This is a genomic window from Paraburkholderia heleia NBRC 101817, assembly GCF_000739775.1.
Classification (GTDB): domain Bacteria; phylum Pseudomonadota; class Gammaproteobacteria; order Burkholderiales; family Burkholderiaceae; genus Paraburkholderia; species Paraburkholderia heleia.
In genome coordinates this window covers 384,907-408,077 of sequence record NZ_BBJH01000003.1, presented here as the reverse complement: position 1 = coordinate 408,077, position 23,171 = coordinate 384,907, and the positions used below count along the sequence as shown (strand labels likewise).

Genomic DNA, 23,171 nt, shown 5'->3' with positions numbered 1-23,171 from the left:
ACGCCTCGCACACCGCGGGTGCGGCGCGTCGCCGGCTAGAAGTCCAGCGTGTATTGAGGCGACTCGCTACCCGAAGCCTCTCCGGCGGCCTGGAGGTTGCCGGCCTTGACGCCCAGCAGCCGGATGGATTTGACGAGCTCGACTCGTTTCAGGCACTCAGTCGCCGCGCGCCGCAACGCTTTCGCGTCGTCAATAGGCTCAGGAAGCGTTATGTCACGCGTTACCGTCTTGAAGTCATTGAAGCGCAGCTTGATGCCGACCCTCCTTGCCAAATAGCCTTTGCGCTGGAGATCGAGTGCCACCTGTTCGCATAGGCGGGTAAATGCTGCGCCCAGTTCCTGCCGGTGCCGCACCGCGTGCAGATCGCGCTCGAATGTGGTTTCGCGACTCATCGAGACAGGCTCGCTATACGTCACCACAGGCCTGTCATCAAGTCCGTGTGAGACTCTGCGAAGCCACGCGCCATAGCTTCGTCCAAAGTGCTCGATGAGCCAACGCTCGTCGCGCGCTGCGATCTCGCCGATCGTCGTTATTCCAAAAGACGCAAGCCTGGCGGCCGCCTTGGGGCCGATACCGTTGATCTTGTTTGCGGCCATTGGCCAAATCCTGGATTGCACGTCCTCTAGCATCAGGATTGTGATGCCGTCTGGCTTTTGCATATCGGAGCACAGCTTTGCAAGCAGCTTGTTTGGCGCGATTCCGACGGAGCACGTGAGATGGGTTGCTTCGAAGACCGCGGACTTCAACTTGCGCGCGATGGCCTCTGCATCTCCATTCGTGAGTGAAACGTCCGCGTAGACCTCGTCGATTCCAACGTCTTCCATGCTCGGACTGATTGACCGGACGGCATCTTTGAACAGTCGCGAGTAAGTTCGGTAGAGGTCGAAATTCACTGGAAGGAGAATCGCATCTGGCGCTAACCGTGCCGCCTTCATGGCGGGCATCCCGGAATGAACGCCAAATGCGCGAGCCTCGTAGGTCGCAGTCGTCAGGACGCCTCTGCCCACATAGTCACGTAGCCGCGAGAACTCGCGCGTGCCGTCCGGCTTCGTTCGGGGCGCATCCGCGCGGCGACCGGCGACCACCATGGCCTTGCCTCGTAGTTCGGGATACTGCGAAAGTTCACACGACGCAAAGAATGCGTCCATGTCGATGTGGGCTATGCGCCGATCATCTGGCATGCCTTGGTACTCAAAATAGCTTTCGATAGCTCCGCGCGACCAACACGCTACAACGCGTTTGCGTTTTGCGGAATTCACTGGAACTGTACATTTATACAGTAACTTTGTCAGGATACTGAAGCGGATTCCGGGATTTTTTTGAGCGCGGAACGGTTCGCAAACGTCTCTTCCACGAACTCCCATTTACTTCGCACGCGAACTACTCATATACTTCGCATGCAAACTAAATTTCAGGAGAGTCCCCATGAGCGCGGAAATTCACGTTGATCAAGCCGACGGCATTCTGACGATTACGCTTGCCCGACCGGACAAGAGGAACGCATTGACGAATGAGATGTATGGCACGCTGGCAGACATTATCGGGAACGCGGAGCACGACAGCCGCGTCCGCGTATTGCTGGTGCAAGGGGACGGAGATATCTTTACCGCCGGCAACGATGTGGGCGAGTTCGCGGCAATTGCATCGGGCAAGGAGCCCGGTGAGCAATATGTGCAGCGCTTTTTGCATGCCCTGGCGAAGTCGAGCGTGCCCATCATCGCGGCGGTCCAGGGCAAGGCGGTCGGTATCGGCACCACGCTTTTGCTGCACTGCGACTACGTTCTGCTTGCGCCTGACGCAGAACTGATCACCCCGTTCGTCAATCTCGCGCTCGTCCCCGAGGCGGCGTCCAGCTACCTGCTTCCGCTGCGCATCGGCCACGTGCGCGCCTTCGAGATGTTTGCGCTGGGCGAGCCGCTCGACGCGCAAACTGCCGTCGCGTGGGGCCTTGCCAACAAGGTCTGCGCAAGAGGTCAACTACGCGACGATGCACGCAGGATGGCCGAAAGAATCGCCGCCAAGCCGGCCGGTTCGCTGGGTGCCATGAAAAAGCTGATGCGTGAAGCCGAGACGCTGGTTGCGCAAATGGACAGCGAGCGCGCGAAGTTTCAGGAGAGGCTGACGAGCGCCGAGGCGAGGGAGGCATTCGCGGCCTTTGCCGAGAAGCGCAAGCCGGACTTCACCAGGGTTGCCCAGCAGTAAGGCCTTGCTGATTGGCCACGGTCGAGGTTACGCGTCGCCGTCTTCGGCGAGTGGAAACCTGGCCTGCAGGCTGGTCAGCCACCGCGCCACGACGTCGATTTCCGCTTCCGTAAATCCTTCGGTCAATCTGGCGTTCAAGTCCTTCATGCGAAGCTTCGCCTTTTGGCGCGCAGTGCGTCCTGCCTCCGTCAACCACAGGCGCGAGACCCGGCCGTCGGTCTCGTCAGCCCGACGTTCGATCAACCCTGCCTTTTCTGTGCGGTCAGCGAGACCGCTCATGCCTGGTGCGCCCAGATCCAGCGCCGCAGCGGCTTCGCTCATGAGCGCGCCGTCGCGATCACCCAAAAAGAACAGCAGCCCCGCCTGGGCTGCCGTGACGCCGCCGCCGGCTGCGCGCGTTTGCGACCACCGTTGCAGCCGGCGCTGTCCGACATTCAAAAGATAGACGAGGCGATGTTTCATTTCCGCGCAGATAAAGTTGTGCGATTTAGTTCGCGTGCGAATTATATCATGCGATGATCGGCCCTTTTGGAGTGGCACGTAGACGTTGAGCGGCTTCCGATTAAGGGAATGGCGAATTGTTCCCGATCGCGCGAAAGCCTGTCGGTATTCCTATGGTCAATTCGCCTACGCGCCAGATTTCGGATAACGGGTGAGGACCCGCTCGATGAGTGTGAAGGGTTGGGGAACGCGACGACACTCTCACGCCGATAGTCAGACGACTTATCGATCTTGAAATAGAAAGTTATGTTTCCCACTGCCTGGCGCAAACTAATTCGACACAAAACGTTGTATTCGTCATCCGATGTGGCATAGTGGAAAAACTAACTTATCAAGGGAAAAGCACGAATGACAACGCTCCAATCGATTCAGGCAAGAATCGCAAAGCTGCAGGCTCAAGCAGAATCACTGGCAACAACGAAATCGTCGGCGGTACTCGAGAAGATTCGCGGCCTGATGGACAAGCATGCCGTGACGGTTGCTGACATTGAGGCATTTATCGGCAAACGGCGAGGCCGCAAACCGGGAAAGACGGTTACAGCGAAGCAGGGCCCGTCGGCAGCAAAATATCGCGATCCTAAAACTGGCGCGACTTGGACCGGCCATGGTCGTGCTCCCGCGTGGATTGCAAGTGCAAAGGACCGAACCCGGTTCCTGGTTGCTGCAGGCGCGGCACCGAAATCGGCTGCTGCTGCTGCTGTAAAGGCGCCTAAGGCGGGTAACTACGTGCGCGGACCGCAGCCGCCGAAATATCGTGACCCGAAAACCGGCGCGACGTGGTCCGGTCGCGGCATCGCACCGGCATGGCTCGCCGGCGCGAAGGACCGGTCGAAGTTCTTGATTGAAAAGGCTGAGCCCGCAGCGAAAACGGCCAAGGCGCCGGCAGCGAAGAAGACCGCTGCAAAAAAGAACACTGCAACGAGGAAGGCGGCTGTCAAGAAGGTATCTGTGAAGGCGGCCGCATCGCCGGCACGTAAGGCTGCACCGAAGAATGGCGCAGCGGCGAAGTCGCCGGTTGTCCGAAAAGCCCGTGCGCCGAAGCTTGCGGTGCAATCGACGGCGCCTGTCGAAGTTGCTGCGCCCTCGGCCGCCACCGAAGTTTCGAGCACGGCTGCTGCAGCCTGAGTGGTGCACACCGGGCTGGAAACCTGCTTCCAGCCCGGTTCAGCGCTGGTTGCTCATGCGGGACGGCTTGAACGCAAGGGGTATCGAAGGCGAAGGGCGGCACGCGGAAAGGGAGCTTGTGCGTCAACGCGTCTTTTCCTTCGCCAAGCCAACCCGAAAGCGGGTCGATGAGCATCCGAGTCGCGTCTTCCGTGCATTCATGTCACGATTCCACTTCCCTTAGGCACGTATTGACGCTACCGCGCCGCCCCGCGGGAAGGCGTTGCTGGCGGCTTGCCTCGCGTTATGTCCCACTGCAGTTGTCACGAGGGCAATAACAGCTATGGACTCGAGCAGCGAATTTTCCTATTTCGCGTACGGTTCCAACATGTCGGTACGACGCCTCGTCGCAAGGCTGCCGTCAGCGAGGGTTGTCGCCACGGGGTTCGTGACTGGCTACAAACTCACATTCGACAAATTGAGCAAAAAGGACGGCTCGGGAAAGTGCGATTGTGAGCATACGGGAAACGGCGGCGACAGAGTCTACGGCGTCATTTTCTCGGTGGTACGTGGCGAACGCGAGGCGCTCGACACATTCGAAGGAGCCGGCAAGGGTTACGAGCCTTTGAGTGTCCGGGTTGAGACCGCGACTGGCGGAATGTATGCGCTGACCTACGTCGCTACGAAGAAACAGCCTGGTCTTCAGCCATATCACTGGTACAAGCAGCACGTATTGGTGGGCGCAAGGGAGGCGAATTTGCCTGACGACTACGTGCGAGCCATCGAAGCCGTTGTCTCTATCGACGATCCCGACCCAGCCCGAACTGCGACGGAGCTTCGGGCTTACTCGGCTACCTGACTGATCCCGGTACGACTGATTCCGGCCGCGACGTGGCCATGCCGAGGCGCCTGGAAAGCGAAGTCGCCTATCCAGCCGCTCACACCGTATTGGGGTGTGCAGGCGCAGTTTGAATATTGACACGCCTATTTCGAGAAACCTCGACGTCCGGCTTTGAGGGCAGGGCAGTCATTCAACTTGCAGCGTCATGACAATAGCGAATGGCCGATCCAGCCGCCGAAGGCACTAGTGAAATGCGATTGCGCCATTGTTCGCACTTGCGGCACTGGACGAACTCCTTATCGATCTTTCGGGACATGTCGGGATCAGTCAGGATATCGAATAGAATTGTCTCGCACTGACCGACGCTCTTGAGCTTCACTGCGTATTTCGTCAAACGAACAGCGAAAGCGGGTTGATCGACTGGATTCAGAATGCGTTCCTGCAGGACGCCGCGTTAATCATCAATCCGGCCAGCTTTTCATTCGATCGGATTGCGGTGCTCGACGTAGTCAATCTCATCCACCGGCCGGTAATGGAATTGCATATCGCCACATCCACCAACGCTCGAATATCGGCATGCGTCACATCTGTCCCGGCTTGCAACATCCGGCAACACCAGTGGTAACATTTGTTGTCATCCACTGCCCGAGCGACGCATGCCAGACAGTTTCGACCAGCTCGCCGCGCTGATCCGCGCGCGTTTCTCCGACTTGAGCCCACAGTTCCAGACCGGCGCTGCCTTTTTGCTCGACCATCCAGACGAAGTGGCCGTCTCGTCCATGCGCAAAGTGGCCGAGCGCGCTCGCGTGCAGCCCGCTTCGCTAGTGCGGCTTTCCCAGCAACTGGGTTTCCCGGGCTGGAACGAGCTGCGGGACCTGTTCGTCGCACGTGTGCGCACGCGCCCGGAGCCGCTTTCCTCGCGGGCTCGCTCACTCGTGGCGGGCAATGCGAAGGACGGCCTCGCGCGCGATCTGCTCGTGGCGCAACAGCACAATCTGGAGACGAGCGCCGCGCACAACACACGTTCGACGGTCGAGGCGGCGCGCGTATTGCGCCGCGCGAAGCACGTGCACGTGGCGGGCTTTCGCTCGTGCTATGCGGTGGCGTTCGGGCTCGTCTACGGTTACCGCCTGTTCCGGCCTTCGGTTTCCTTGCTGGGCGGCGAGGCGGGGACGCTCGAGATGCAGTTGCTCGGTATCGAACGCGACAGCGCAACGATTGTTGTCAGCTTCGCACCGTATTCGGTCGAGGCGGTGCGCGTGGCCGAGGCCGCGCTCGCCAAGGGCAGCCGCCTGATCGCGATTACCGACAGCGCCGTCTCGCCCATTGCGCTGAACGCCGACAAGGCGCTGATCTTCACGCACGAAAGCCCGTCGTTTTTCCCTTCACTCGTGGCGGCGACGGCGTTGGCCGAGTCGCTTGTCGCCCATCTGCTGGCGCTCGAAGGCTCGGGCGCAATCGCGCAGCTCGAACAGGCCGAGCGTTCCCTGAACGCACGCGGCGCTTACGTGTCCTGAGCGCCAGCCCGGCAATTCTCCGCCATTTCATGGCTGTTTTTCCGCAGCCGGATGGCGTCGCGAGACGGCATCCGGCTTTGTTTCGTCCGTATCTATCCCATTTGTTGCAATAGATATTTAAGTTGACAACATATGTTGTTGACGCGTATAAAGCCCAGTGTCGGAAAAGGTAGACCCATACTGGTAGCGAAGCGAGAAAACAGATGCAGGAACTCAAGACATTCCGCGGGCCGGCCTTCCGGGTAGCCGGCTCGCCCGAGGCGATCGGCCGGCAGCTAGGCGCACACGTGAAGCCGATCTTTGCCGGCTACATGGCGCAAAGCAGCGCCTGGCAGGCGGTGAGCCGCTGGCGTGGCAGTCCGTTCGTGCAGCAGTTGCGCGCCGCAGCCGCACACCATTTTGCGGCCTATGTCGCGGAAATCGACGCAATGGCGCAGGCGCTGGACTGGTCCGCGGACGACCTGTTTCTCTGGAATTGCCGCGGCGAACTGATCCACAACGCGCCGGACGGCTGCACGACGCTTGCGGTGCGCACGCCGGGCGCAGGCCTCATTGCGCATAACGAAGACGGCGATCCCTGGTTGCATGACCGCTGCAGCATGGTCGAGGTGGAACCCGATGGAAAGCCCGGCTTCGTGAGCTTCTGCTACCCGGGCTCGCTGCCGGGACATACCTTCGCTGCCACGCGCGCGGGGCTTGCGCAAGCGATCAACAACGTGCGCATTCGTGAGCCGCGCGTGGGCGTGCCGCGCATGATTCTCGCGCGCGCCGTGCTCGATTGCGCGACGCTCGCTGAAGCCCTTGCGCTGCTGCGCGACACGCCGCGCGCGAGCGGCTTTCACCACACGATTGGCGGGACCGATGAGGCAGGCGAGGTGCGTGTCTATAGCGTTGAAGCGACCGCACGGCGTTCTTCGGCGTGCGAGGTGAGCGCGCCCTCGGGACATGCGAATCACCTCATCCACACGGGTTGCGAGTGTGAGGCGCAGATCGTCACCGATTCGTCGCGCGATCGCCAGGCCCGTCTCGCCGAACTGCTGCCCGCGCTTGGCGCGCAGCCCGGCGGCGCGACCTTCGTGCAGGTGCTGCAGGATCGCGCGGGCGCAGGGCTGCCGATCTTCCGCGACGACCCGCACGACCCCGACGACGAAAACACGCTCGCCACTGCCTGCATGCGCGTCGAGCCGCGCGGCGTGGCGTTCGACGTCTGGCAGGGCGGCGAGCGCACGCTCGGCGGCTTCATCGACTTGAACGTGCGCCATGTAGACGGCGCGACTCGTTAATCATTCACGGACTTGATCGAGGACACATATGACCAGGGTGTTTCACCGCCTGCCGAAGCTTACCTTGCCTGTCGCGGTCGCGGGTGAAGGCATCGAAATCATCGATTCCAGCGGCAAGCGCTACATCGACGCAAGCGGCGGCGCCGCCGTCTCGTGCCTCGGCCACAGCAACCGGCGCGTGATCGAGGCGATCAAGCGTCAGGCGCAGCAACTGCCGTACGCGCACACCTCGTTCTTCACAACCGAGGCCTCGGAGCAGCTGGCGGATCATCTCATCGCCGCCGCGCCCGAAGGGCTCGACCATGTGTACTTCGTGTCGGGCGGTTCGGAGGCGATCGAGGCCGCGCTCAAGCTCGCGCGCCAGTACTTCGTGGAGAAGGGCGAGTTTGCGCGCCGGCACTTCATCGCGCGCCGCCAGAGCTATCACGGCAACACGCTCGGCGCGCTCGCGATCGGCGGCAATGCGTGGCGCCGCGAGCCGTTCCTGCCGATCCTGATCGAATCGCATCACGTGAGTCCGTGCTATGCGTACCGCGAGCGCAACGAGGACGAAACCGACGAGGCCTACGCGCAGCGTCTTGCCGACGAACTCGAGCAGAAGTTTCTGGAACTCGGCCCGCAGACGGTCGCGGCCTTCGTTGCGGAGACCGTGGTTGGCGCAACGGCCGGCGCGGTGCCGCCCGTGCGCGAGTACTTTCGCAAGATCCGTGCGGTATGCGACCGCTACGGCGTGCTGCTGATCCTCGACGAGATCATGTCGGGCATGGGCCGCACCGGGTATCTGTTCGCCTGCGAGGAGGACGGCGTTGCGCCGGACCTGCTGACCATCGCGAAGGGCCTGGGCGCAGGCTACCAGCCGATCGGCGCGGCGCTCGTGAGCCAGCGTATCTACGAGACGATCGTGGGCGGCAGCGGCTACTTCCAGCACGGCCACACCTATATCGGCCACGCCACGGCATGCGCGGCGGCGCTCGAAGTGCAGCGCGTGATCGCCGAAGAGAAGCTGCTCGACAACGTGCTCGTCCGCGGCGAACAACTGCGCGCGCGTCTGCGCGAGCGTTACGCGGACCATCCGTACGTGGGCGACGTGCGCGGTCGCGGCCTTTTCGTGGGCGTCGAGCTGGTGAAGGACCGCGCTACGAAGGCGACCTTCGACCCGGCGCTCAAGCTGCACGCGGCGATCAAGCGCGAGGCGTTCGCGCGCGGCCTGATGGTTTATCCGATGGGCGGTACCGTGGACGGGCGCAACGGCGATCATGTGCTGCTCGCGCCGCCTTTCATCTGCACGGAACAGAACATCGACGCAATCGTCGAGCGGCTTGCCGCCGCGGTTGACGGTGCGCTCGACGCAACGGGTGTGGCGCATGCGGCATAAGCTTTGCCATATGGCAGTGAAGTGCAACTAACTGTCCGCCGCGCGCAGCGCCCGCAATCGCGGCGATCGCGAACGGTCGCACGCGAACTGCCATGACCTCCAACGGAGTCCTTCGATGACACAAAACCCGACCTCGCGGCTTCCCGCATTCGACGCTGCCCAGGCTTCGCCGGAACAGAAAGCGGTGCTGGACGAGATTCTTTCCGGTCCGCGCGGCAACCTCAACGGCCCGTTCCTCGGCTGGATCCACAGCCCGGAACTGGCGCAGCATGCGCAGCGCCTTGGCGCGTTCTGCCGCTATCAGACTGGCCTGTCGCTGCGCCTTTCAGAACTGGCAATTCTCGTCACGGCCGCGCGCTGGCAGGCGCAGGCCGAGTGGTACATCCACTATCCCATTGCGCTGAGGGCGGGCGTGCCCGGGGCGCTGGCCGAGCAGATCCGCGTGGGCGTAACGCCCCAGTTCGACGAGCCCGACGACGCGCTGATCTATGCGTTCACGACCGAGCTGTACGACGCGAAGCGTGTGTCCGACGCAACCTACGCGCGTGCCGTCGAGCGCTTTGGCCACGAAACCACGATCAACCTGGTCGGACTGCTTGGCTACTACGCACTCGTTGCGATGACGCTCAACGTCTTCGGTATGCGCGCCGAAGGCCAGACGGCATTGCCGTTTGCAGAATAAACACGGCCGACCACGCCCCCGCACACGCGCCGACCCATCCGGTTTTGCCGGGTGGGTTTTTTTTGCACTGCAATTTGATTTAAGTAAGTGACAGCCGTATTTCAACCGCATGAACTTTGCCGCCATCGCGTAAAACAGGAGGATTTGCCTGCAGACAAGCAGTTCGAGTGCGGCGCGAACGAATTAATCGAACGGACGTTTTATTGGTGCAGAAAGCGCTTTCACCCGCTTTGGCCGGGCTCATGGGTTCTGGACGAAATCGTTAATGCAATCGCCGCACGCCATATTTATTGCCGCTGGATTGCGGTATTTTGTGGCTCGGGATTCGAAATAATATGACTGTTTCGTGGAGAAACCTTGCCCGGTAGCTTTTGCCAACCGTGTGCGGCTTTCCGCGTAAATTGTGCGGGACGGGATTAAGCGGCGGTTTCGCCGTGCGTCGAATAACAGGGTTTTCAGCAGGTTTAATGAAAACCACTTGCACTCATTAATTCGAGTTGCTAGTCTTGCCAAACTTATTAATGGCCGCCCCATTCTCATTATCGAAACGGCGGTAGGAAGCCGGGGGTGCTAACCCGCCCGGGTTTTTTCTCTGTGCGACTTTTTTTAACGGGGAACATCATGCTTGATACGACCATCGACGTAGCCGAAAAGCCGCTCGCTGCCATGGCCGGAATTGGCGACGTTGTCACCCTGAAATCGGGCGGCCCGCGCATGACTGTCATGTATGCCGGTCCGGTTGGCTTTGCCAGCGGTCACTGGCTGATCTGCCAGTGGTTCGACGAGCACGGCGAACTGCGCCAGGACATGTTCGCTCAGGACATGGTGCAGATCCAACCGCGCTCGATTCCCGCGGCGTTCGTCAAGATGCGCAGTCCGGCTGGCGGAAGGGCCATCGGCGGGATCTGAGGCAGACCCAGACAGACCTGCGAACGTGCGCACGCGCGCACGCGTCGGACAGGCGTGTCAAACGCCGAGGAAGCGCGGACGAAGGCAGACGAAGCAGCGGCCGGGCCAGATGCGCCCGGCCGTTTGCTCTTTATCGCTGGCCTTCGGCGGCGATACGCACGGCCAGTCCGGCCAGCACCGTACCCATGAGCCAGCGTTGAAGCTTGAGCCAGCCCGGCCGGTCGCCGAGAAACGTTGCGATCGTGCCTGCCGTCATCGCAACGGCTGCATTCACGCTGATCGAAAGCGCGATCTGCACGCTGCCGAGCACGATGGACTGCGCGAGCACGCTGCCGTGCTGCGGGTCGATGAACTGCGGCAGCAGCGACAAATACAGAATCGCGATTTTCGGATTCAGCAGGTTCGTGACGAACCCCATCAGAAAGAGCTTGCGCGGGCGGTCGGCGGGCAGTTCGCGCACCTGGAACGGCGAGCGGCCGCCGGGCTTGAGCGCCTGCCACGCCAGCCAGAACAGGTAGAGCGCGCCGCCCAGGCGCAGCGCGTCGTAGGCGAATGGCACGGCCATGACCAACGCGGTAATGCCGAAGGCGGCGCATAGCATGTAGAAGACGAAGCCGAGCGCGACGCCGCCCAGGGAAATCAGGCCCGCCTTGCGGCCCTGGCAGATCGAGCGCGAGATCAGGTAGATCATGTTGGGTCCGGGCGTGAGCGCCATGCCGAGTGCGACGGCGGCAAAGGCGAGCAGCGGGGCGACGTGTGGCATGACGGGGCTCCGTGTTGAAGGTTGGCGGGGGCTGTCAGGTGTTGGATGGCTTGGGCTGTGAGCGCGCAGGCTTGCGCGCTCCAGCGTCACATTGCGCGATTAAGGCAGCGTAGCCAACGCCGCTTGATTTCCGGTGATTATTTCATGCGGCGGCGGCGCTTGCGCGCCATGGCCTGCAACGTTGGCCAAACGGATAAGCAGTGACAGCCTCAATGCGGAAAGCGCTTGCTTTCGGCGGCGCGCGCTTCGCGCGCCTGGACCCGATCGTCGAGCCGCCGCGAGAAGAGCAGCATGCCTAGCCGGCGGCTGCGCACCCTGGTCTGGCCGCCGAGATCCTTCGGCGGATTCGGTTGAAGCGACCAGAAAAGCGCCAGCAGCCAGCCGAGCAGCGTCCATCCGAGCACGGCATTAAAGACCGCGATGACCAGCAGGTCGTGACGCTGGCGCCTGTCGGCGATCAGCGCCGGGAGAAAGTAGAGCGCGACCACCGCTGCGAGAACGACGATCTCGAAGACGGAACGGCTCACCATAATTCTTTTCTCCAGAAAAAGGGCAGAATATGCCCGATTCATCATTGTCGCGCGGATTGGCCCTGAGCGCACGCCGTGTCCTGGCCGAACGGCCGACGTTGGGCGCGAGGGGTGCCGGCGGGCGGGGGTTCGGGTCTATCATCGGGTTTTTCATTGCTGGGAACGCATACCATGATCTCCGACTCGTCCGAGGCTACCCGCCAACTCGACCACGACGAATTGCGCGCCTTCGTCGAACGCAAATGGCATGACGAGATCGTGCCGGCGTTGACCGACTACATCGCGGTGCCCGCCAAGAGTCCGGCATTCGACCCGCAATGGGCGCAGCACGGCTATCTCGAGCGCGTCGTGCAGGAGGCCGCGAAGTGGGCGGAGCAGCAGCCGGTGCGCGGCCTGAAGCTGGAGGTCGTGCGTCTGCCGGGCCGCACGCCGGTGATTTTCTTCGAAGCGCCCGCCACGCGCTCGGGAAGCAGCGAGACGGTCGTGCTCTACGGCCACCTCGACAAGCAGCCGGAATTCGCGGGCTGGCGCAACGACCTCGGCCCGTGGACCCCGAAGCTCGAAGACGGCCGCCTCTACGGTCGCGGCGGTGCTGACGACGGCTACGCGATCTATGCGAGCGTCACGGCGCTCGCCGCGCTCGACGCGCAAGGCATCGAGCATCCGCGCTGCGTGGGTCTCATCGAAACCTGCGAGGAGTCAGGCAGCTACGACCTGCTCCCTTATGTGGATGCGCTGCGCGAGCGGCTCGGCAACGTCGGGCTCGTCGTCTGTCTCGATTCGGGTGCGGGTAACTACGACCAGCTATGGCTTACCACGTCGCTGCGCGGGCTCGTGGCGGGCGACCTCGAAGTCGAGGTGCTCGAGGAGGGCATTCACTCGGGCTCTTACGGAGGCATTGCGCCGTCCAGCTTCCGCGTGATGCGGCAGCTCTTCGAGCGTCTCGAAGACGCCGCGAGCGGCACGCTGCTGCCCAGGGGTTTCCATTGCGCGATTCCCGCGCAACGCTTGAGCGAAGCCGAGGCCACGGCGAAGATCCTTGGCGAGAGCGTCTGGAAGAGCCTGCCTTGGGCATGCGGCCAGGATGGCCGGCGCGTGTTGCCCACCACCACGGACCCGCAGCAGGCGCTGCTCGATTCCACATGGCGGCCCTCGCTTTCGGTCACGGGCGCGGCGGGCCTGCCGGCGCTCGCCGACGCCGGCAACGTGCTGCGGCCGCGCACGGCGTTCAAGCTCTCGCTGCGTTTGCCGCCGCTAGTCGAGGCTTCGAAGGCCGTGGCCGAACTGAAGGCGCTGCTCGAACTCGATCCGCCGTATAACGCGAAGGTCACCTTCAAGCCCGACGCGGGCGCGGCCAACGGCTGGAGCGCGCCGGAACTCGCGCCGTGGCTCACCGAAGCGCTCAACGCCGCCTCGCGCACGCATTTCGGCGCAGACTGCGCTTATCTCGGCCAGGGCGGCACGATCCCGCTCATGAACGTGCTGCAGGCAGGGTTTCCCAAGTCGCAGTTCATGGTGTGCGGCGTGCTCGGCCCGAAGTCCAACGCGCACGGGCCGAACGAGTTCCTGCATGTTCCCTATGCAAAGAAACTCACGGCCACAGTGGCCGAAGTGATCGCCGCGGCGCCTTGAGTGACGCTTGCGTGGCCCTTGAGTGACTACTGGCTGACTACTACTGGCGGTGAGGGGAAAGCGCGCCGTCTGCCGGCGGCGCGTCCTGGGCAACGTGCCCGTCTCCGTGGCATGAGCAGCTTTCGTCGTCGATAGGCTGTTCGAGGCTCTTCATGATCCCGCAATCCGCGCTGCTGCTCTGGTGGGCATGGCAACTCTCGCGTAGCGTGCGCAATTGCTGCTCGAGTACGCGCATCGCTTCGATTTGCTGATGGATGCTCTCGATCTGGCTGTCGATCAATTCGTTGACTTCGTCGCAGGGCTGGCTCGGGTCGGCCTGGAAGCGGCGCAGCATGCGGATGTCCGCGAGCCCGATGCCCAGCGACCGGCAATGGCGGATGAAGCTGAGTTGCGTGGCGTGCACGGCCGTGTAACTGCGGTATCCGTTGGTTTCGCGCGCGGGCTCGTCCAGCAGGCCTTCGCGCTCGTAAAAGCGCACCGTTTCGACATCGCAGTGCGCGCGGCGCGCCAATTCACCAATTCGCATGGTCGCGGCTCTCCCAGATGACTTGACCCTGTAGTGGCTACAGGCTGTTCAATGATTGTGTCACTTTTGGGAGAACCCGGCTATGAACCAGAGCAACGCCTCGCGGCGCGGCATTGCGCAGCGCCTGTGCGCGCGCGATGAGGAACGGACGGTGAGCGGCGCTCACGGGTCTGGCGGCGTGGAGAGCGCGTGCGGCGGTCATGAGTGTAGGCACGAGCACGACCATGGCCCGGATCAACGGCACGAGCACGACCATGACCACGGTCACGACCATGGACACCATGGACGACCTGAGCCGGAAGATCACGCGCACGCTCATAGTTGCTGTCACGGCGGCGCGGCGCACAGCACGCCGCCGCACAGTCAGCACAATGCGGACCCGGCGCCCGAAGGCACGCGCCGCGCGCGCTGGCGCATCGAAAACATGGATTGCCCGACCGAGGAGCGCCTGATCCGCAACCGGCTCGAGCCCATGCCGGGCGTCGTGCGCCTCGACTTCGACCTGCTCGCGCGCGAGCTGACCGTACATCATCGGCTCGACGATACGCAGCCTGTAGTCTCCGCACTGCGCGCGCTCGACATGGTGCCGCGTGCGCTGGACGACGGCGCATCCGCGCAAGCCGCCGCTGCGCCGGTCGGTCTCGCGCTGCGCCAGAAGCTGCTGCTGGCGGTGAGCGGCGTGGCAGCCGCCGGCGCCGAGATGCTCGCCTGGAGCACCGGCCGGGAAACCAGCCTGCCCGTACTCGCCTGTGCAGCCATCTCGATCGCGTGCGCGGGTTTGCCCACGCTGCGCAAGGGCTGGATCGCACTGCGCAATGTCACGATCAACATTTATTTCCTGATGTCGCTTGCGTTGATCGGCGCCGTTGCGATCGGCAAGTGGCCTGAAGCGGCGATGGTGGTCTTCCTGTTCGCTCTCGCGGAGGAAATCGAGGCGCTGTCGCTCGAACGCGCCCGTCAGGCCATCCGCGCGCTGACCGCGCTCGCGCCTGAAGCCGCCGAAGTCTGGCAAGCCGGCGATGGCGCACCCGGGCAAGGCCAATGGCGCGAATCCGCAGTGGGCGAAGTGGCTGTCGGCAGCCGTATTCGCGTGCGTACCGGCCAGCGCGTGCCGCTCGACTCGCGCGTGATCGCGGGCCGGGCCGCGCTCGATCAGGCGCCGATCACGGGTGAAAGCCTGCCTGTCGACAAGGAGACCGGCGCGGCGCTGTACGCGGGCAGCATCGTCGTCGATGGCGTGGTCGAGGCGCTCGTCACCGCAGCCGCGAAGGACAGCACGCTCGCGCGCATCGCCGCGGCGGTGCAGGAGGCGCAGGCGCAGCGCGCGCCGACGCAACGCTTCGTCGACCAGTTCGCGCGCTACTACACGCCGGCCGTGGTCGTGCTCGCCGTGGTGGTGGCGCTTGCCGGGCCGCTCGTGTTCGGTGGCGCGTGGAGTGCGTGGCTCTACAAGGCGCTCGTGCTGCTCGTGATCGCCTGCCCGTGCGCGCTCGTCGTCTCGACGCCGGTGACGGTCGTGAGCGGCCTTGCCGCCGCCGCGCGCCACGGCATGCTCGTAAAGGGCGGCGTGTGGCTCGAACGCGGCCGGCTGCTCAAGGCCGTCGCGCTCGACAAGACCGGCACGCTCACGCGCGGCGAACCTGTACTGACCGACGCGCTCGCGGCGTCCGTTCGGGCGCTGGCCACCGCTGGCCAGTCCTGCGAAGCGCGGCTTTCGCCGCAAGAGGCGCTGCGCATTGCCGCGAGCCTGGACGATGCAAGCACGCACCCCGTCGCCCGTGCGGTGGTCGAAGGCTGGCGGGCGCGGGCGTCCAACGCGGGCTTGCTCGCGGTCGATCGATTCGCTGTGCTGCACGGCCGCGGCGTGCAAGGCCGCATCGACGGCACGCTCTGGAGTCTCGGCAACCACCGTCTGGTGGAGGAACTGGGTTTGTGCTCGCCCGAACTCGAAGTCCAGCTGGCCACGCTGGAACGGGCGGGCAAGACGGCGATCGTGCTGTGCGGGCCGCAGGAGGCCGTCGCCGTGTTCGCCGTGGCCGACGCGCTGCGTCCGGAAAGTGCACCGGCCGTGCGCGCCTTGCGCGCGCTCGGCGTGACGCCCGTCATGCTGACCGGCGACAACGCGTCGACCGCGCGGGCGATTGCCGATCAACTCGGCATCGACGACGCGCGCGGCAATCTGCTGCCGCAAGACAAGCAGGACGCGATCGCCGCGCTCTCGAAGCAGTACGGCATGGCGGCAATGGTCGGCGACGGCGTGAACGACGCGCCCGCGCTCGCGCGCGCCGACATCGGCTTCGCGATGGGCGCGGCGGGCACCGCGACCGCGCTCGAAACCGCCGACGTCGCGATCATGGACGACGATCCGCGCAAGATCGCCGCGTTCATCGGCCTCTCGCGCAAGACCGCGGGCGTGCTCAAGCAGAACATCGCGCTTGCGCTCGGTATCAAGGCCGTGTTTCTCGTGCTCGCGATGGCGGGCGAGGCCACGCTCTGGATGGCCGTGTTCGCCGACGTCGGCGCAAGCCTGCTCGTCGTGGCGAACGGCCTGCGCGTGCGCCGGCATTTCGACGGCACGCGCAACGTATGAAGCCTTCTGCGTAAGTGCGATACGCAACTAACTGCCAAACCCGTCCGCGCTCACCCAGCGCCCTTCACCAAGGCTTGGCGAGCCGCGCACGGAGTTCGGCGCGCGTGCTCTCGTCGAACTCGCCGAGAAAGCCGAAGCGGCCGGCGATCAGGGTGGCGGCCGGCATGCCGTCGCGGAATACGATGCGGTTGCCGGCAAGCGCAGGCACCTTTTCGCCGGGCAGCAGCGTGCCGAGGAGATTGAGCGGATCGGCGGCGCTCACGCAGACGAGCACGCCGCCTTCGCCTTCGCCTTGCGCCGTAGCGCGCCGCCGCACGTCACGCAGCAGCGCCACGGCTTCGGGCAGCGCGAACTGCTCGCCCGAAATCCCGGTGACGAAGCGCCCGCCTCGCACCTCGCCACGCGCCTCCATGCGATGCAGCACGCGCAGCAGATCGCGCCAGGGCGGCAGCCACGCCGCTTCTCGACCGAGCAGCTGCCAACTGATCACGCCGTAACGTCGCAGCAGCACATTGGCGACGTGCTCCAGCAGATCGGGGGCGGCGGGAGGGCGGCGCGCGGCGCCGGCGGCCGTTTGCCTTGCCCGCGCAAGCGCCTGCGAGCGCGAGCCCGCTGCTGCGCCCGCATTCGATACAGCCGGCCCCGTCTCGACGAGTGCGGTTTCATCGTCCACTTCCGCGAGCGGAGCGGCCAACGAACTGGCTGTCGCATCGGCCAGCAAATTGGCCTGCTCTGCGCGCCGCAGCGTCGCCCAGCGCCCGGCGTCGGCCATGCCGCCCGCGAGCGGCCCGAAGCCGCGCGGGCGGCGTCTGCCGTGATGCGCGCTGCGCTGAGCCGCCGGTTTCACCAGCGCGCGCAGCCCGGCAAAGCTGTCTGCGTTGACGAGGCCCGCCGCCACCAGCTCGCCGAGCGCGTTCTCCAGCTCGACGCCGAGCAAGTGCGCGTCGGCGGCCAGTTCGTCGAAGAACATCGCCCCGTGCCGCAGCAGGGCCTCGTAGACGCGTTGCGCGCGCGCCGACAGACCGGCCGGGCCGGTCGTTTCGACGAGCGCCATCCAGCGCGCCAGCTCGCGGCGCGCGAGCAGCACGACCGGCGTGCTGCGTACCGTCGATGCGGCCGCCGCGCGCGCGGGCAGCCGCGCCCAGGCGAGGCGCCCCGAGCGGCACAGCTCGTCGAGCAGCATGGGCGTGTAATCGTCGATGCGTGCCGGCAGGATTTCGTCCTCCCACGCGAGCGCCGAGGCTTCCCAGCCTTCGAGCTGGTCGAGCACGGCGGCCAGCGCGTCGCGGCCCGAGCCGCGCGCGCCGGGCGCCACGCGCTGCCATTCGAACAGGAAGCGCATGAAGTCGTGACGCTCGACCGGCTCGATTTCGCGCCGCAGCTTGCGCACCGTGTAGCGGTGGATGCGCGCGAGCAGATGGCGTTCGCACCATTGCTCCTCGCCGCCGCCCATCGTTTGTGGCGTGAAGCGCCCGCGCATCACGGTGCCTTCGGTTTCGAGGCGCGTGAGTGCGAGCGCCGCCACGCTCGCCTCCAGCGCGAGCGGCCGCGCCACCTGCGCGACCGTGAGCGGCCCGAAGCCCGACAGGCGTGCGCGCACGATCTCGACGAGCGCCGCGTCCTCGGTCCACGTCTGTGCGTATTCGGGCGGCGGCGTGAGCGGCGGCTCGCACCGCGCCTGCGGATAGATGGCCTGCACGCACGCAAGCCGCTCGATGCCCACCCACAGCGCGTCGCGGTCCGCAACCGGCAGCCGGGTTGCGCGGCCCGCCGCCGCCAGATCGGCGAGCCATGCGAGCCACTGCGGCTCTTGCTGCGCCTCGCTTTCTGCCAGCGCGCCGAGGCTCGTGAGCGCGTCGTGCATTTCGTCGGCGTCGCGCACTTGCGGCCACGCTTCTTCGCGCACGCTCGCAATCGCTTCGGGGTCCAGCGCGCCGAGATCGTCGGTGGATTCGGGGTCGCTCCAGCGGCGCGACAGCACAGCCTGGGTGCGGCGTTCTTCGATTGGGGCGTCGTCGAGGAACGCGTACGGGCGCGCGGTAAGGATTTCGGCCGCGAGCGGCGACGGCGCGGGCAATTCGCGCACCACGAGCTGCAGGTCGCCCGCCTCGATGCGCCGCAGCAGCGCGACCCATGCTTCGGTATCCATAGCATCGTGCAGGCAGTCGTCGAGCGTCTGGTCGACGAGCGGATGGCGCGGCACTTCGCGCTCGCCCGCGATGTTTTCGACGCACGCCACCTGGTCGGGAAACACGGCCGCCAGCAGATCTTCGCTGCGCATGCGCTGGATCTGCGGCGGCGTCTTGCGCCCGCGGGTCTGCCGCGGCAGCGCGAGCGAGGTGGTCGCATTCCAGCGCCAGCGCACGCCGAACAGCGGCGCGTCGAGCAGTGCCTGCACGAGCAGATGCTCTGCGGAGTTCGAATGGAGATAGCGCCACACCTCGTCCAGCGCGAAACTGTGCGCACCGGTGAGCGAGAGGATGATGGCGTCCTCGGTCGCGGCCGCCTGCAGCTCGAAGTTGAACTGACGGCAAAAACGCTTGCGCAGCGCGAGACCCCACGCCCGGTTCAGGCGGCTGCCGAACGGCGTGTGGATCACGAGCTGCGTGCCGCCCGCCTCGTCGAAAAAGCGCTCCATGACGAGCGTGTCCTGAGTGGGCAACACCGTGAGCGCGGCGCGGGCGCGCGCGAGATATTCGACGATCTGGCGCGCGGCGGCATCGTCGATCTCGAGGGAAGCGGCGAGCGCCGCCGTGGCCCGATCGACGACGGCGCTCGCTGCGGCGTCATCCGTCGCGCCGGCGTTTGCGCTCGCGGCGATCAACGCGGCTTCCACCTGCTTGCGCAACCGCGAAATCGCGAACGAAAGTTCGTCGCTGCGGCCCGGCGCCTCGCCCAGCCAGAACGGAATGTTGGGCGGCTGCCCCTGGGCGTCCTCCACGCGCACGCGGCCCGCCTCGATGCGCAGGATCCGGTACGAGGCGTTGCCGAGCTGGAACACGTCGCCCGCCAGGCTTTCGACGGCGAAGTCCTCGTTGACGGTGCCGATCTGCACGCCCTGCGGTTCGAGCAGCACCGAGTAGTCGGCGTTGTCGGGAATCGTGCCGCCCGACGTGAGCGCGATGAGCCGCGCGCCGCGCCGCGCGCGCAACGTGTGGCTCACCACATCGCGATGCAGGTAGGCGGCGCGCGGCCCGTGACGGCTCGTATAACCCTCGGCGAGCATGCGCAGCACGGCGTCGAACTGCGTGCGTTCGAGCGCTGCCCAAGGCGTCGCGCGCTTCACGAGCGCGTAGAGCGCATCTTCCTCCCAGGCCTCGCAGGCGACTTCCGCGACGATCTGCTGCGCGAGCACATCGAGCGGCGCCTGCGGTAGCGCGAGGCGATCGAGTTCGCCGCGCCGCACGCTATCCAGCAGCGCCGCGCATTCGATCAGGTCGTCGCGCGACGTGGGGAAGATCCGTCCTTTCGGCACGCCGCCGACCTGGTGGCCGGAGCGCCCGACGCGCTGCAGGAAGGCCGCGATCGAGCGCGGCGAGCCGATCTGGCACACGAGATCGACGTCGCCGATATCGATGCCCAGTTCGAGCGACGCCGTCGCCACGAGCACGCGCAGATCGCCGCTCTTGAGCCGCTGCTCGGCGAGAAAACGATGCTCGCGCGCGAGGCTGCCGTGGTGCGCGGCCACGGCTTCGGCGCCCAGACGGTCGGTGAGATGGCGCGCCACGCGCTCGGCCATGCGGCGCGTGTTGACGAACACGAGCGTCGTGCGGTGCATGGCGACGAGTTCGGCCATGCGGTCGTACACGCGCTCCCACACGTCGTTCGCCATCACGGCTTCCAGCGGCACGGGCGGCATTTCGATTGCCAGGTCGCGCGTGCGCGCATGGCCCACATCGACGATCTCGCACGCGGGTGGGTTCGCGTGCGGATCCTGCGCCGCGTTGCCCATGCCTACCAGAAAGCGCGCGACGGTCCCGATCGGCTTTTGCGTGGCCGACAGCCCGATGCGCAGCAGGCGGGAGCCGCACAGCGCGTCGAGCCGCTCGAGGCTCAGAGCGAGATGACAGCCGCGCTTGTTGCCCGCGAGCGCGTGAATCTCGTCGACGATCACGCTGCGCGTGCTCGCCAGCATGCGGCGGCCCGATTCGGAGCCGAGCAGCACGTAGAGCGATTCGGGCGTCGTGACGAGAATGTGCGGCGCGCGTTTTCGGAGCGCCGCGCGCTCGGGCTGCGGCGTATCGCCAGTGCGCACCGCGGTGCGGATTTCGACCGGCGGCAAGCCAAGTCGCGCGAGTTCCTCGCCGATACCTTCGAGCGGCCGTTCCAGATTGAGCCGGATGTCGTTGGAGAGCGCCTTGAGCGGCGACACGTAGACGACGAGTGTCGTGTCGGGCAGCGCGCCGCCGTTCGCGAGGCCTTCACGCACCAGCTCGTCGAGCGCGGCGAGAAAGGCGGTGAGCGTCTTGCCCGAACCGGTCGGGGCGGCCACCAGCGTCGCGTGACGGCTCGCGATGAGCGGCCACGCGGCGCGTTGGGCGGCGGTGGGCGCGTCGAAGCTGCGCCGGAACCAGCCGGCCACGGCCGGATGGAAGCGCGCGAGCACGTCGCTTTGCTCGCCGTCGGGATTGGTGGCGGCTTCAGACGCTTGCGGATCGAATAGGGGCGAAGGCGTTGTCATGCGGGCGGCGTGCGGCAAAAAAGCGGCAGAGAAGGCGGCATTGCACGTTTGCCAGTCTCGCAGCTTTCGTGCGCGTCTGCCTGGCGTGGCGCGGGCTGGGTGCGGGCGTTGCAGTGCGCAAGCAGGAATGTACGGCCGCCTTGCGGCGTTTCAAGCCTTGGCGGCCGTCCGGCACGCGCGGCGCGAACGCAGTATCCTCGCCGCGTTGGGCTTTCCCTCGAACCACGACGGAGTCACATCATGCGTTACAACCCCCTGGGCCGCACCGGCCTGTTCGTTTCCGAACTCTGCCTCGGCACGATGACCTTCGGCGGCGGCGCCGGCATCTGGAACCAGATCGGCGATCTCCAGCAGTCCGACGCCGAACGGCTCGTTGGCCGCGCGCTCGACGCGGGCGTCAATTTCATCGATACCGCCGACGTCTACTCGCAAGGCGTTTCCGAGCAGATCACCGGGCAGGCGCTCAGGAACCTCAAGATCCCGCGCGAGCAGGTGGTGATCGCGACCAAGGTGTTCGGCGAAATGGGCTCGTCGCCGAACGAGCGCGGCGCCACGCGCTACCACATCATGGACGGCGTGAAGGCGAGCTTGAAGCGCCTGCAGCTCGACCATATCGACCTCTATCAGATTCACGCCTTCGACCCCGTCACCCCGATCGAGGAAACGGTGCGTGCGCTCGATACGCTCGTGCAGCAAGGGCATGTGCGCTACGCCGGCGTTTCGAACTGGGCGGCCTGGCAGATCGTGAAGGCGCTTGGCATCGCGCAGCGCGAAGGGCTAGCGCGCTTCGAGTCGCTGCAGGCCTATTACACGATCGCCGGGCGCGATCTCGAACGCGAGATCGTGCCGATGCTGGAAAGCGAGGGGCTCGGCCTGATGGTCTGGAGTCCGCTCGCGGGCGGGCTCCTGAGCGGCAAGTACGGGCGCGACCAGCAAGGCGAGGCCGGCAGCCGCCGCACGACTTTCGATTTTCCGCCCGTCAACCGCGAGCGCGCATGGGACTGCGTGGACGCGATGCGGCCGATTGCGCAGGCCAAAGGCGTGTCGGTCGCGCAGATCGCGCTTGCCTGGCTGCTGCATCAGAAGGCGGTGACATCGGTGATCGTCGGCGCCAAACGCGTGGACCAGCTCGACGACAACATCGCCGCGACGAAAGTCAGGCTCAGTGCCGAAGAGCTAGGCGTGCTGGGCGAGGCGAGCGGACTGCCGGCGGAGTATCCGGGCTGGATGCTCGCGCGTCAGGGCGAGCAGCGGCGCGCGCTGCTCAGGCAATCGCGGCAGGAAGAGGAATGAGGCAGGAATGAGGCAGCAATGAGGCGGCAATGAGGCAGGGTTGGGGCCGGGATGAGCAGCACCGGCGGTGGAAGCCGTCGGCGCGGTCCGGCCTGAAACAGGGTCGATCCGGTTGCCCGGCGGATCGATCAGCTCGCTGCCGAGACCTTGAGATGGTTCTTCACCGAGGTCACGCCGGAGACGCCTTCCACGACCTGCCTGGCGTTGTCGCGGTCCTCGGCGCTCGGCACGGTGCCGGTGAGCGAGACCACGCCCTTACGCGTCTTCACGTGGATGTGCTCTGACTTCACGTTCTTCGCGCCGAGCAGCTCGGCCTTGACCTTGGTCGTGATGGTTGCGTCGTCAACGTGCTGTCCCATGGATTCCGGGCTGGCCGCGGGCGCGGCGCTGTTCGTTGTGGTCTGCGCACCGGCAATCAGTGCGAACGTCATGCAGGCGGCGCCAGCCGCGGTCTTGAGGATCAGGATGCGCTTCATGGCTTCTCCCTTTCTGGTTGTGGTCGCCGCATCCTTCCGCAAGACGCGTGCCTCGCCGCGTCCGTGCTCGCTGCGCGTACCGTTGAAAGCCTGCTGGAAGCCGCTTGCGCAGCCCATTATCCGGGATCGCGGCCGATTCTCGCGGCCGCGGTTTTCCCGACCGGCATGCGCAAAAATTTTTCCGCACCGTTTGTAAAAATCTCCACGGTGGGGTCGGAAAAGAGGCTCGCCTGCCTGCGTTGCAAGTGCCGATCCCGTTTCAAAAC

The 23,171-nt window shown here is 65.3% G+C and carries 20 protein-coding genes; 12 read left to right on the top strand and 8 right to left on the bottom strand.

Features of this window, described 5'->3' with window-relative positions; translation table 11 throughout:
* Positions 1-35: 35 nt before the first annotated feature.
* Entirely contained in the window at positions 36-1,181 is a 1,146-nt protein-coding gene (gene dinB / locus BHE01S_RS03740) for a DNA polymerase IV (RefSeq protein WP_042260633.1), read from the bottom strand.
* A gap of 244 nt (positions 1,182-1,425) precedes the next feature.
* Between dinB and BHE01S_RS03735 the strand changes: the two genes are divergently transcribed.
* Positions 1,426-2,202, top strand: a complete 777-nt coding sequence (locus tag BHE01S_RS03735; protein WP_042260630.1) for an enoyl-CoA hydratase-related protein — start codon at positions 1,426-1,428, stop codon at positions 2,200-2,202.
* Positions 2,203-2,229: 27 nt separating this feature from the next.
* On the opposite strand, the gene BHE01S_RS03730 is transcribed toward BHE01S_RS03735, so the two are convergent.
* The gene (locus tag BHE01S_RS03730; RefSeq protein WP_042260628.1) at positions 2,230-2,664 is read right to left on the bottom strand and encodes a MarR family winged helix-turn-helix transcriptional regulator; all 435 of its coding nucleotides are present in this window, start codon (positions 2,662-2,664) and stop codon (positions 2,230-2,232) included.
* A gap of 387 nt (positions 2,665-3,051) precedes the next feature.
* Here BHE01S_RS03730 and BHE01S_RS36460 point away from each other — a divergent pair, with 387 nt between their 5' ends.
* The 8 genes from BHE01S_RS36460 (at position 3,052) to BHE01S_RS03690 (ending at position 10,414) form a co-directional block, all read left to right on the top strand.
* Positions 3,052-3,828 (top strand): H-NS family nucleoid-associated regulatory protein, encoded by a 777-nt coding sequence (locus BHE01S_RS36460; protein WP_084068531.1) that lies wholly within the window; start codon positions 3,052-3,054, stop codon positions 3,826-3,828.
* Between the two features lie 322 nt (positions 3,829-4,150).
* Entirely contained in the window at positions 4,151-4,666 is a 516-nt protein-coding gene (locus BHE01S_RS03720; protein ID WP_042260627.1) for a gamma-glutamylcyclotransferase family protein, read from the top strand.
* 337 nt (positions 4,667-5,003) lie between these two features.
* Complete coding sequence (locus BHE01S_RS03715) at positions 5,004-5,273, top strand: type II 3-dehydroquinate dehydratase (protein WP_157025100.1); 270 nt, start codon at positions 5,004-5,006, stop codon at positions 5,271-5,273.
* A 31-nt stretch (positions 5,274-5,304) separates the two neighbouring features.
* On the top strand, positions 5,305-6,165 hold the full coding sequence (locus tag BHE01S_RS03710) for a MurR/RpiR family transcriptional regulator (protein ID WP_042260625.1): 861 nt from the start codon (positions 5,305-5,307) through the stop codon (positions 6,163-6,165).
* Between the two features lie 203 nt (positions 6,166-6,368).
* Positions 6,369-7,448: a C45 family autoproteolytic acyltransferase/hydolase gene (locus BHE01S_RS03705; RefSeq protein ID WP_042260623.1), complete on the top strand. Its 1,080-nt coding sequence runs from the start codon at positions 6,369-6,371 to the stop codon at positions 7,446-7,448.
* 28 nt (positions 7,449-7,476) lie between these two features.
* The gene (locus BHE01S_RS03700; RefSeq protein ID WP_042260621.1) at positions 7,477-8,823 is read left to right on the top strand and encodes an aspartate aminotransferase family protein; all 1,347 of its coding nucleotides are present in this window, start codon (positions 7,477-7,479) and stop codon (positions 8,821-8,823) included.
* 115 nt (positions 8,824-8,938) lie between these two features.
* Positions 8,939-9,505, top strand: coding sequence for a carboxymuconolactone decarboxylase family protein (locus BHE01S_RS03695; protein ID WP_042260620.1), 567 nt, complete (start codon positions 8,939-8,941; stop codon positions 9,503-9,505).
* A 621-nt stretch (positions 9,506-10,126) separates the two neighbouring features.
* Entirely contained in the window at positions 10,127-10,414 is a 288-nt protein-coding gene (locus BHE01S_RS03690) for a YodC family protein (protein WP_042260618.1), read from the top strand.
* A gap of 130 nt (positions 10,415-10,544) precedes the next feature.
* Here the strand turns inward: BHE01S_RS03690 and BHE01S_RS03685 are convergent, their stop codons facing one another.
* Positions 10,545-11,177: a LysE family translocator gene (locus tag BHE01S_RS03685; protein WP_042260616.1), complete on the bottom strand. Its 633-nt coding sequence runs from the start codon at positions 11,175-11,177 to the stop codon at positions 10,545-10,547.
* 209 nt (positions 11,178-11,386) lie between these two features.
* On the bottom strand, positions 11,387-11,707 hold the full coding sequence (locus tag BHE01S_RS03680; protein WP_042260614.1) for a superinfection immunity protein: 321 nt from the start codon (positions 11,705-11,707) through the stop codon (positions 11,387-11,389).
* A gap of 171 nt (positions 11,708-11,878) precedes the next feature.
* Between BHE01S_RS03680 and BHE01S_RS03675 the strand changes: the two genes are divergently transcribed.
* On the top strand, positions 11,879-13,339 hold the full coding sequence (locus tag BHE01S_RS03675; RefSeq protein ID WP_042260612.1) for a M20 family metallopeptidase: 1,461 nt from the start codon (positions 11,879-11,881) through the stop codon (positions 13,337-13,339).
* A 40-nt stretch (positions 13,340-13,379) separates the two neighbouring features.
* On the opposite strand, the gene cadR is transcribed toward BHE01S_RS03675, so the two are convergent.
* A complete protein-coding gene (cadR, locus tag BHE01S_RS03670) occupies positions 13,380-13,865 on the bottom strand; it encodes a Cd(II)/Pb(II)-responsive transcriptional regulator (RefSeq protein WP_042260610.1) in 486 nt (161 codons plus the stop codon).
* 37 nt (positions 13,866-13,902) lie between these two features.
* Entirely contained in the window at positions 13,903-14,196 is a 294-nt protein-coding gene (locus tag BHE01S_RS39740) for a hypothetical protein (RefSeq protein WP_407669455.1), read from the bottom strand.
* 93 nt (positions 14,197-14,289) lie between these two features.
* On the opposite strand from BHE01S_RS39740, the gene BHE01S_RS03660 reads away from it, so the two are divergent.
* A complete protein-coding gene (locus BHE01S_RS03660) occupies positions 14,290-16,455 on the top strand; it encodes a heavy metal translocating P-type ATPase (RefSeq protein ID WP_042260606.1) in 2,166 nt (721 codons plus the stop codon).
* Positions 16,456-16,519: 64 nt separating this feature from the next.
* On the opposite strand, the gene BHE01S_RS03655 is transcribed toward BHE01S_RS03660, so the two are convergent.
* Complete coding sequence (locus BHE01S_RS03655; protein ID WP_042260604.1) at positions 16,520-21,136, bottom strand: DEAD/DEAH box helicase; 4,617 nt, start codon at positions 21,134-21,136, stop codon at positions 16,520-16,522.
* A gap of 240 nt (positions 21,137-21,376) precedes the next feature.
* Between BHE01S_RS03655 and BHE01S_RS03650 the strand changes: the two genes are divergently transcribed.
* Positions 21,377-22,429 carry an aldo/keto reductase gene (locus BHE01S_RS03650; RefSeq protein WP_042260602.1) on the top strand — a complete coding sequence of 351 codons (1,053 nt, stop codon included), beginning with the start codon at positions 21,377-21,379 and terminating at the stop codon, positions 22,427-22,429.
* Between the two features lie 128 nt (positions 22,430-22,557).
* On the opposite strand, the gene BHE01S_RS03645 is transcribed toward BHE01S_RS03650, so the two are convergent.
* Positions 22,558-22,905, bottom strand: coding sequence for a BON domain-containing protein (locus tag BHE01S_RS03645; protein ID WP_042260796.1), 348 nt, complete (start codon positions 22,903-22,905; stop codon positions 22,558-22,560).
* Positions 22,906-23,171 lie beyond the last annotated feature (266 nt).

Bases quoted from the DNA above. Each gene is read 5' to 3' on its own strand.
- BHE01S_RS03705 (WP_042260623.1), top strand. From the start codon at position 6,369: ATGCAGGAACTCAAGACATTCCGCGGGCCGGCCTTCCGGGTAGCCGGC.
- cadR (WP_042260610.1), bottom strand. From the start codon at position 13,865: ATGCGAATTGGTGAATTGGCGCGCCGCGCGCACTGCGATGTCGAAACG.
- BHE01S_RS03685 (WP_042260616.1), bottom strand. From the start codon at position 11,177: ATGCCACACGTCGCCCCGCTGCTCGCCTTTGCCGCCGTCGCACTCGGC.
- BHE01S_RS03655 (WP_042260604.1), bottom strand. From the start codon at position 21,136: ATGACAACGCCTTCGCCCCTATTCGATCCGCAAGCGTCTGAAGCCGCC.
- BHE01S_RS03730 (WP_042260628.1), bottom strand. From the start codon at position 2,664: ATGAAACATCGCCTCGTCTATCTTTTGAATGTCGGACAGCGCCGGCTG.
- dinB (WP_042260633.1), bottom strand. From the start codon at position 1,181: ATGCCAGATGATCGGCGCATAGCCCACATCGACATGGACGCATTCTTT.
- BHE01S_RS03695 (WP_042260620.1), top strand. From the start codon at position 8,939: ATGACACAAAACCCGACCTCGCGGCTTCCCGCATTCGACGCTGCCCAG.
- BHE01S_RS03720 (WP_042260627.1), top strand. From the start codon at position 4,151: ATGGACTCGAGCAGCGAATTTTCCTATTTCGCGTACGGTTCCAACATG.
- BHE01S_RS36460 (WP_084068531.1), top strand. From the start codon at position 3,052: ATGACAACGCTCCAATCGATTCAGGCAAGAATCGCAAAGCTGCAGGCT.
- BHE01S_RS03690 (WP_042260618.1), top strand. From the start codon at position 10,127: ATGCTTGATACGACCATCGACGTAGCCGAAAAGCCGCTCGCTGCCATG.
- BHE01S_RS03650 (WP_042260602.1), top strand. From the start codon at position 21,377: ATGCGTTACAACCCCCTGGGCCGCACCGGCCTGTTCGTTTCCGAACTC.
- BHE01S_RS03660 (WP_042260606.1), top strand. From the start codon at position 14,290: ATGGATTGCCCGACCGAGGAGCGCCTGATCCGCAACCGGCTCGAGCCC.
- BHE01S_RS03680 (WP_042260614.1), bottom strand. From the start codon at position 11,707: ATGGTGAGCCGTTCCGTCTTCGAGATCGTCGTTCTCGCAGCGGTGGTC.
- BHE01S_RS03700 (WP_042260621.1), top strand. From the start codon at position 7,477: ATGACCAGGGTGTTTCACCGCCTGCCGAAGCTTACCTTGCCTGTCGCG.
- BHE01S_RS03645 (WP_042260796.1), bottom strand. From the start codon at position 22,905: ATGAAGCGCATCCTGATCCTCAAGACCGCGGCTGGCGCCGCCTGCATG.
- BHE01S_RS03710 (WP_042260625.1), top strand. From the start codon at position 5,305: ATGCCAGACAGTTTCGACCAGCTCGCCGCGCTGATCCGCGCGCGTTTC.
- BHE01S_RS03735 (WP_042260630.1), top strand. From the start codon at position 1,426: ATGAGCGCGGAAATTCACGTTGATCAAGCCGACGGCATTCTGACGATT.
- BHE01S_RS03675 (WP_042260612.1), top strand. From the start codon at position 11,879: ATGATCTCCGACTCGTCCGAGGCTACCCGCCAACTCGACCACGACGAA.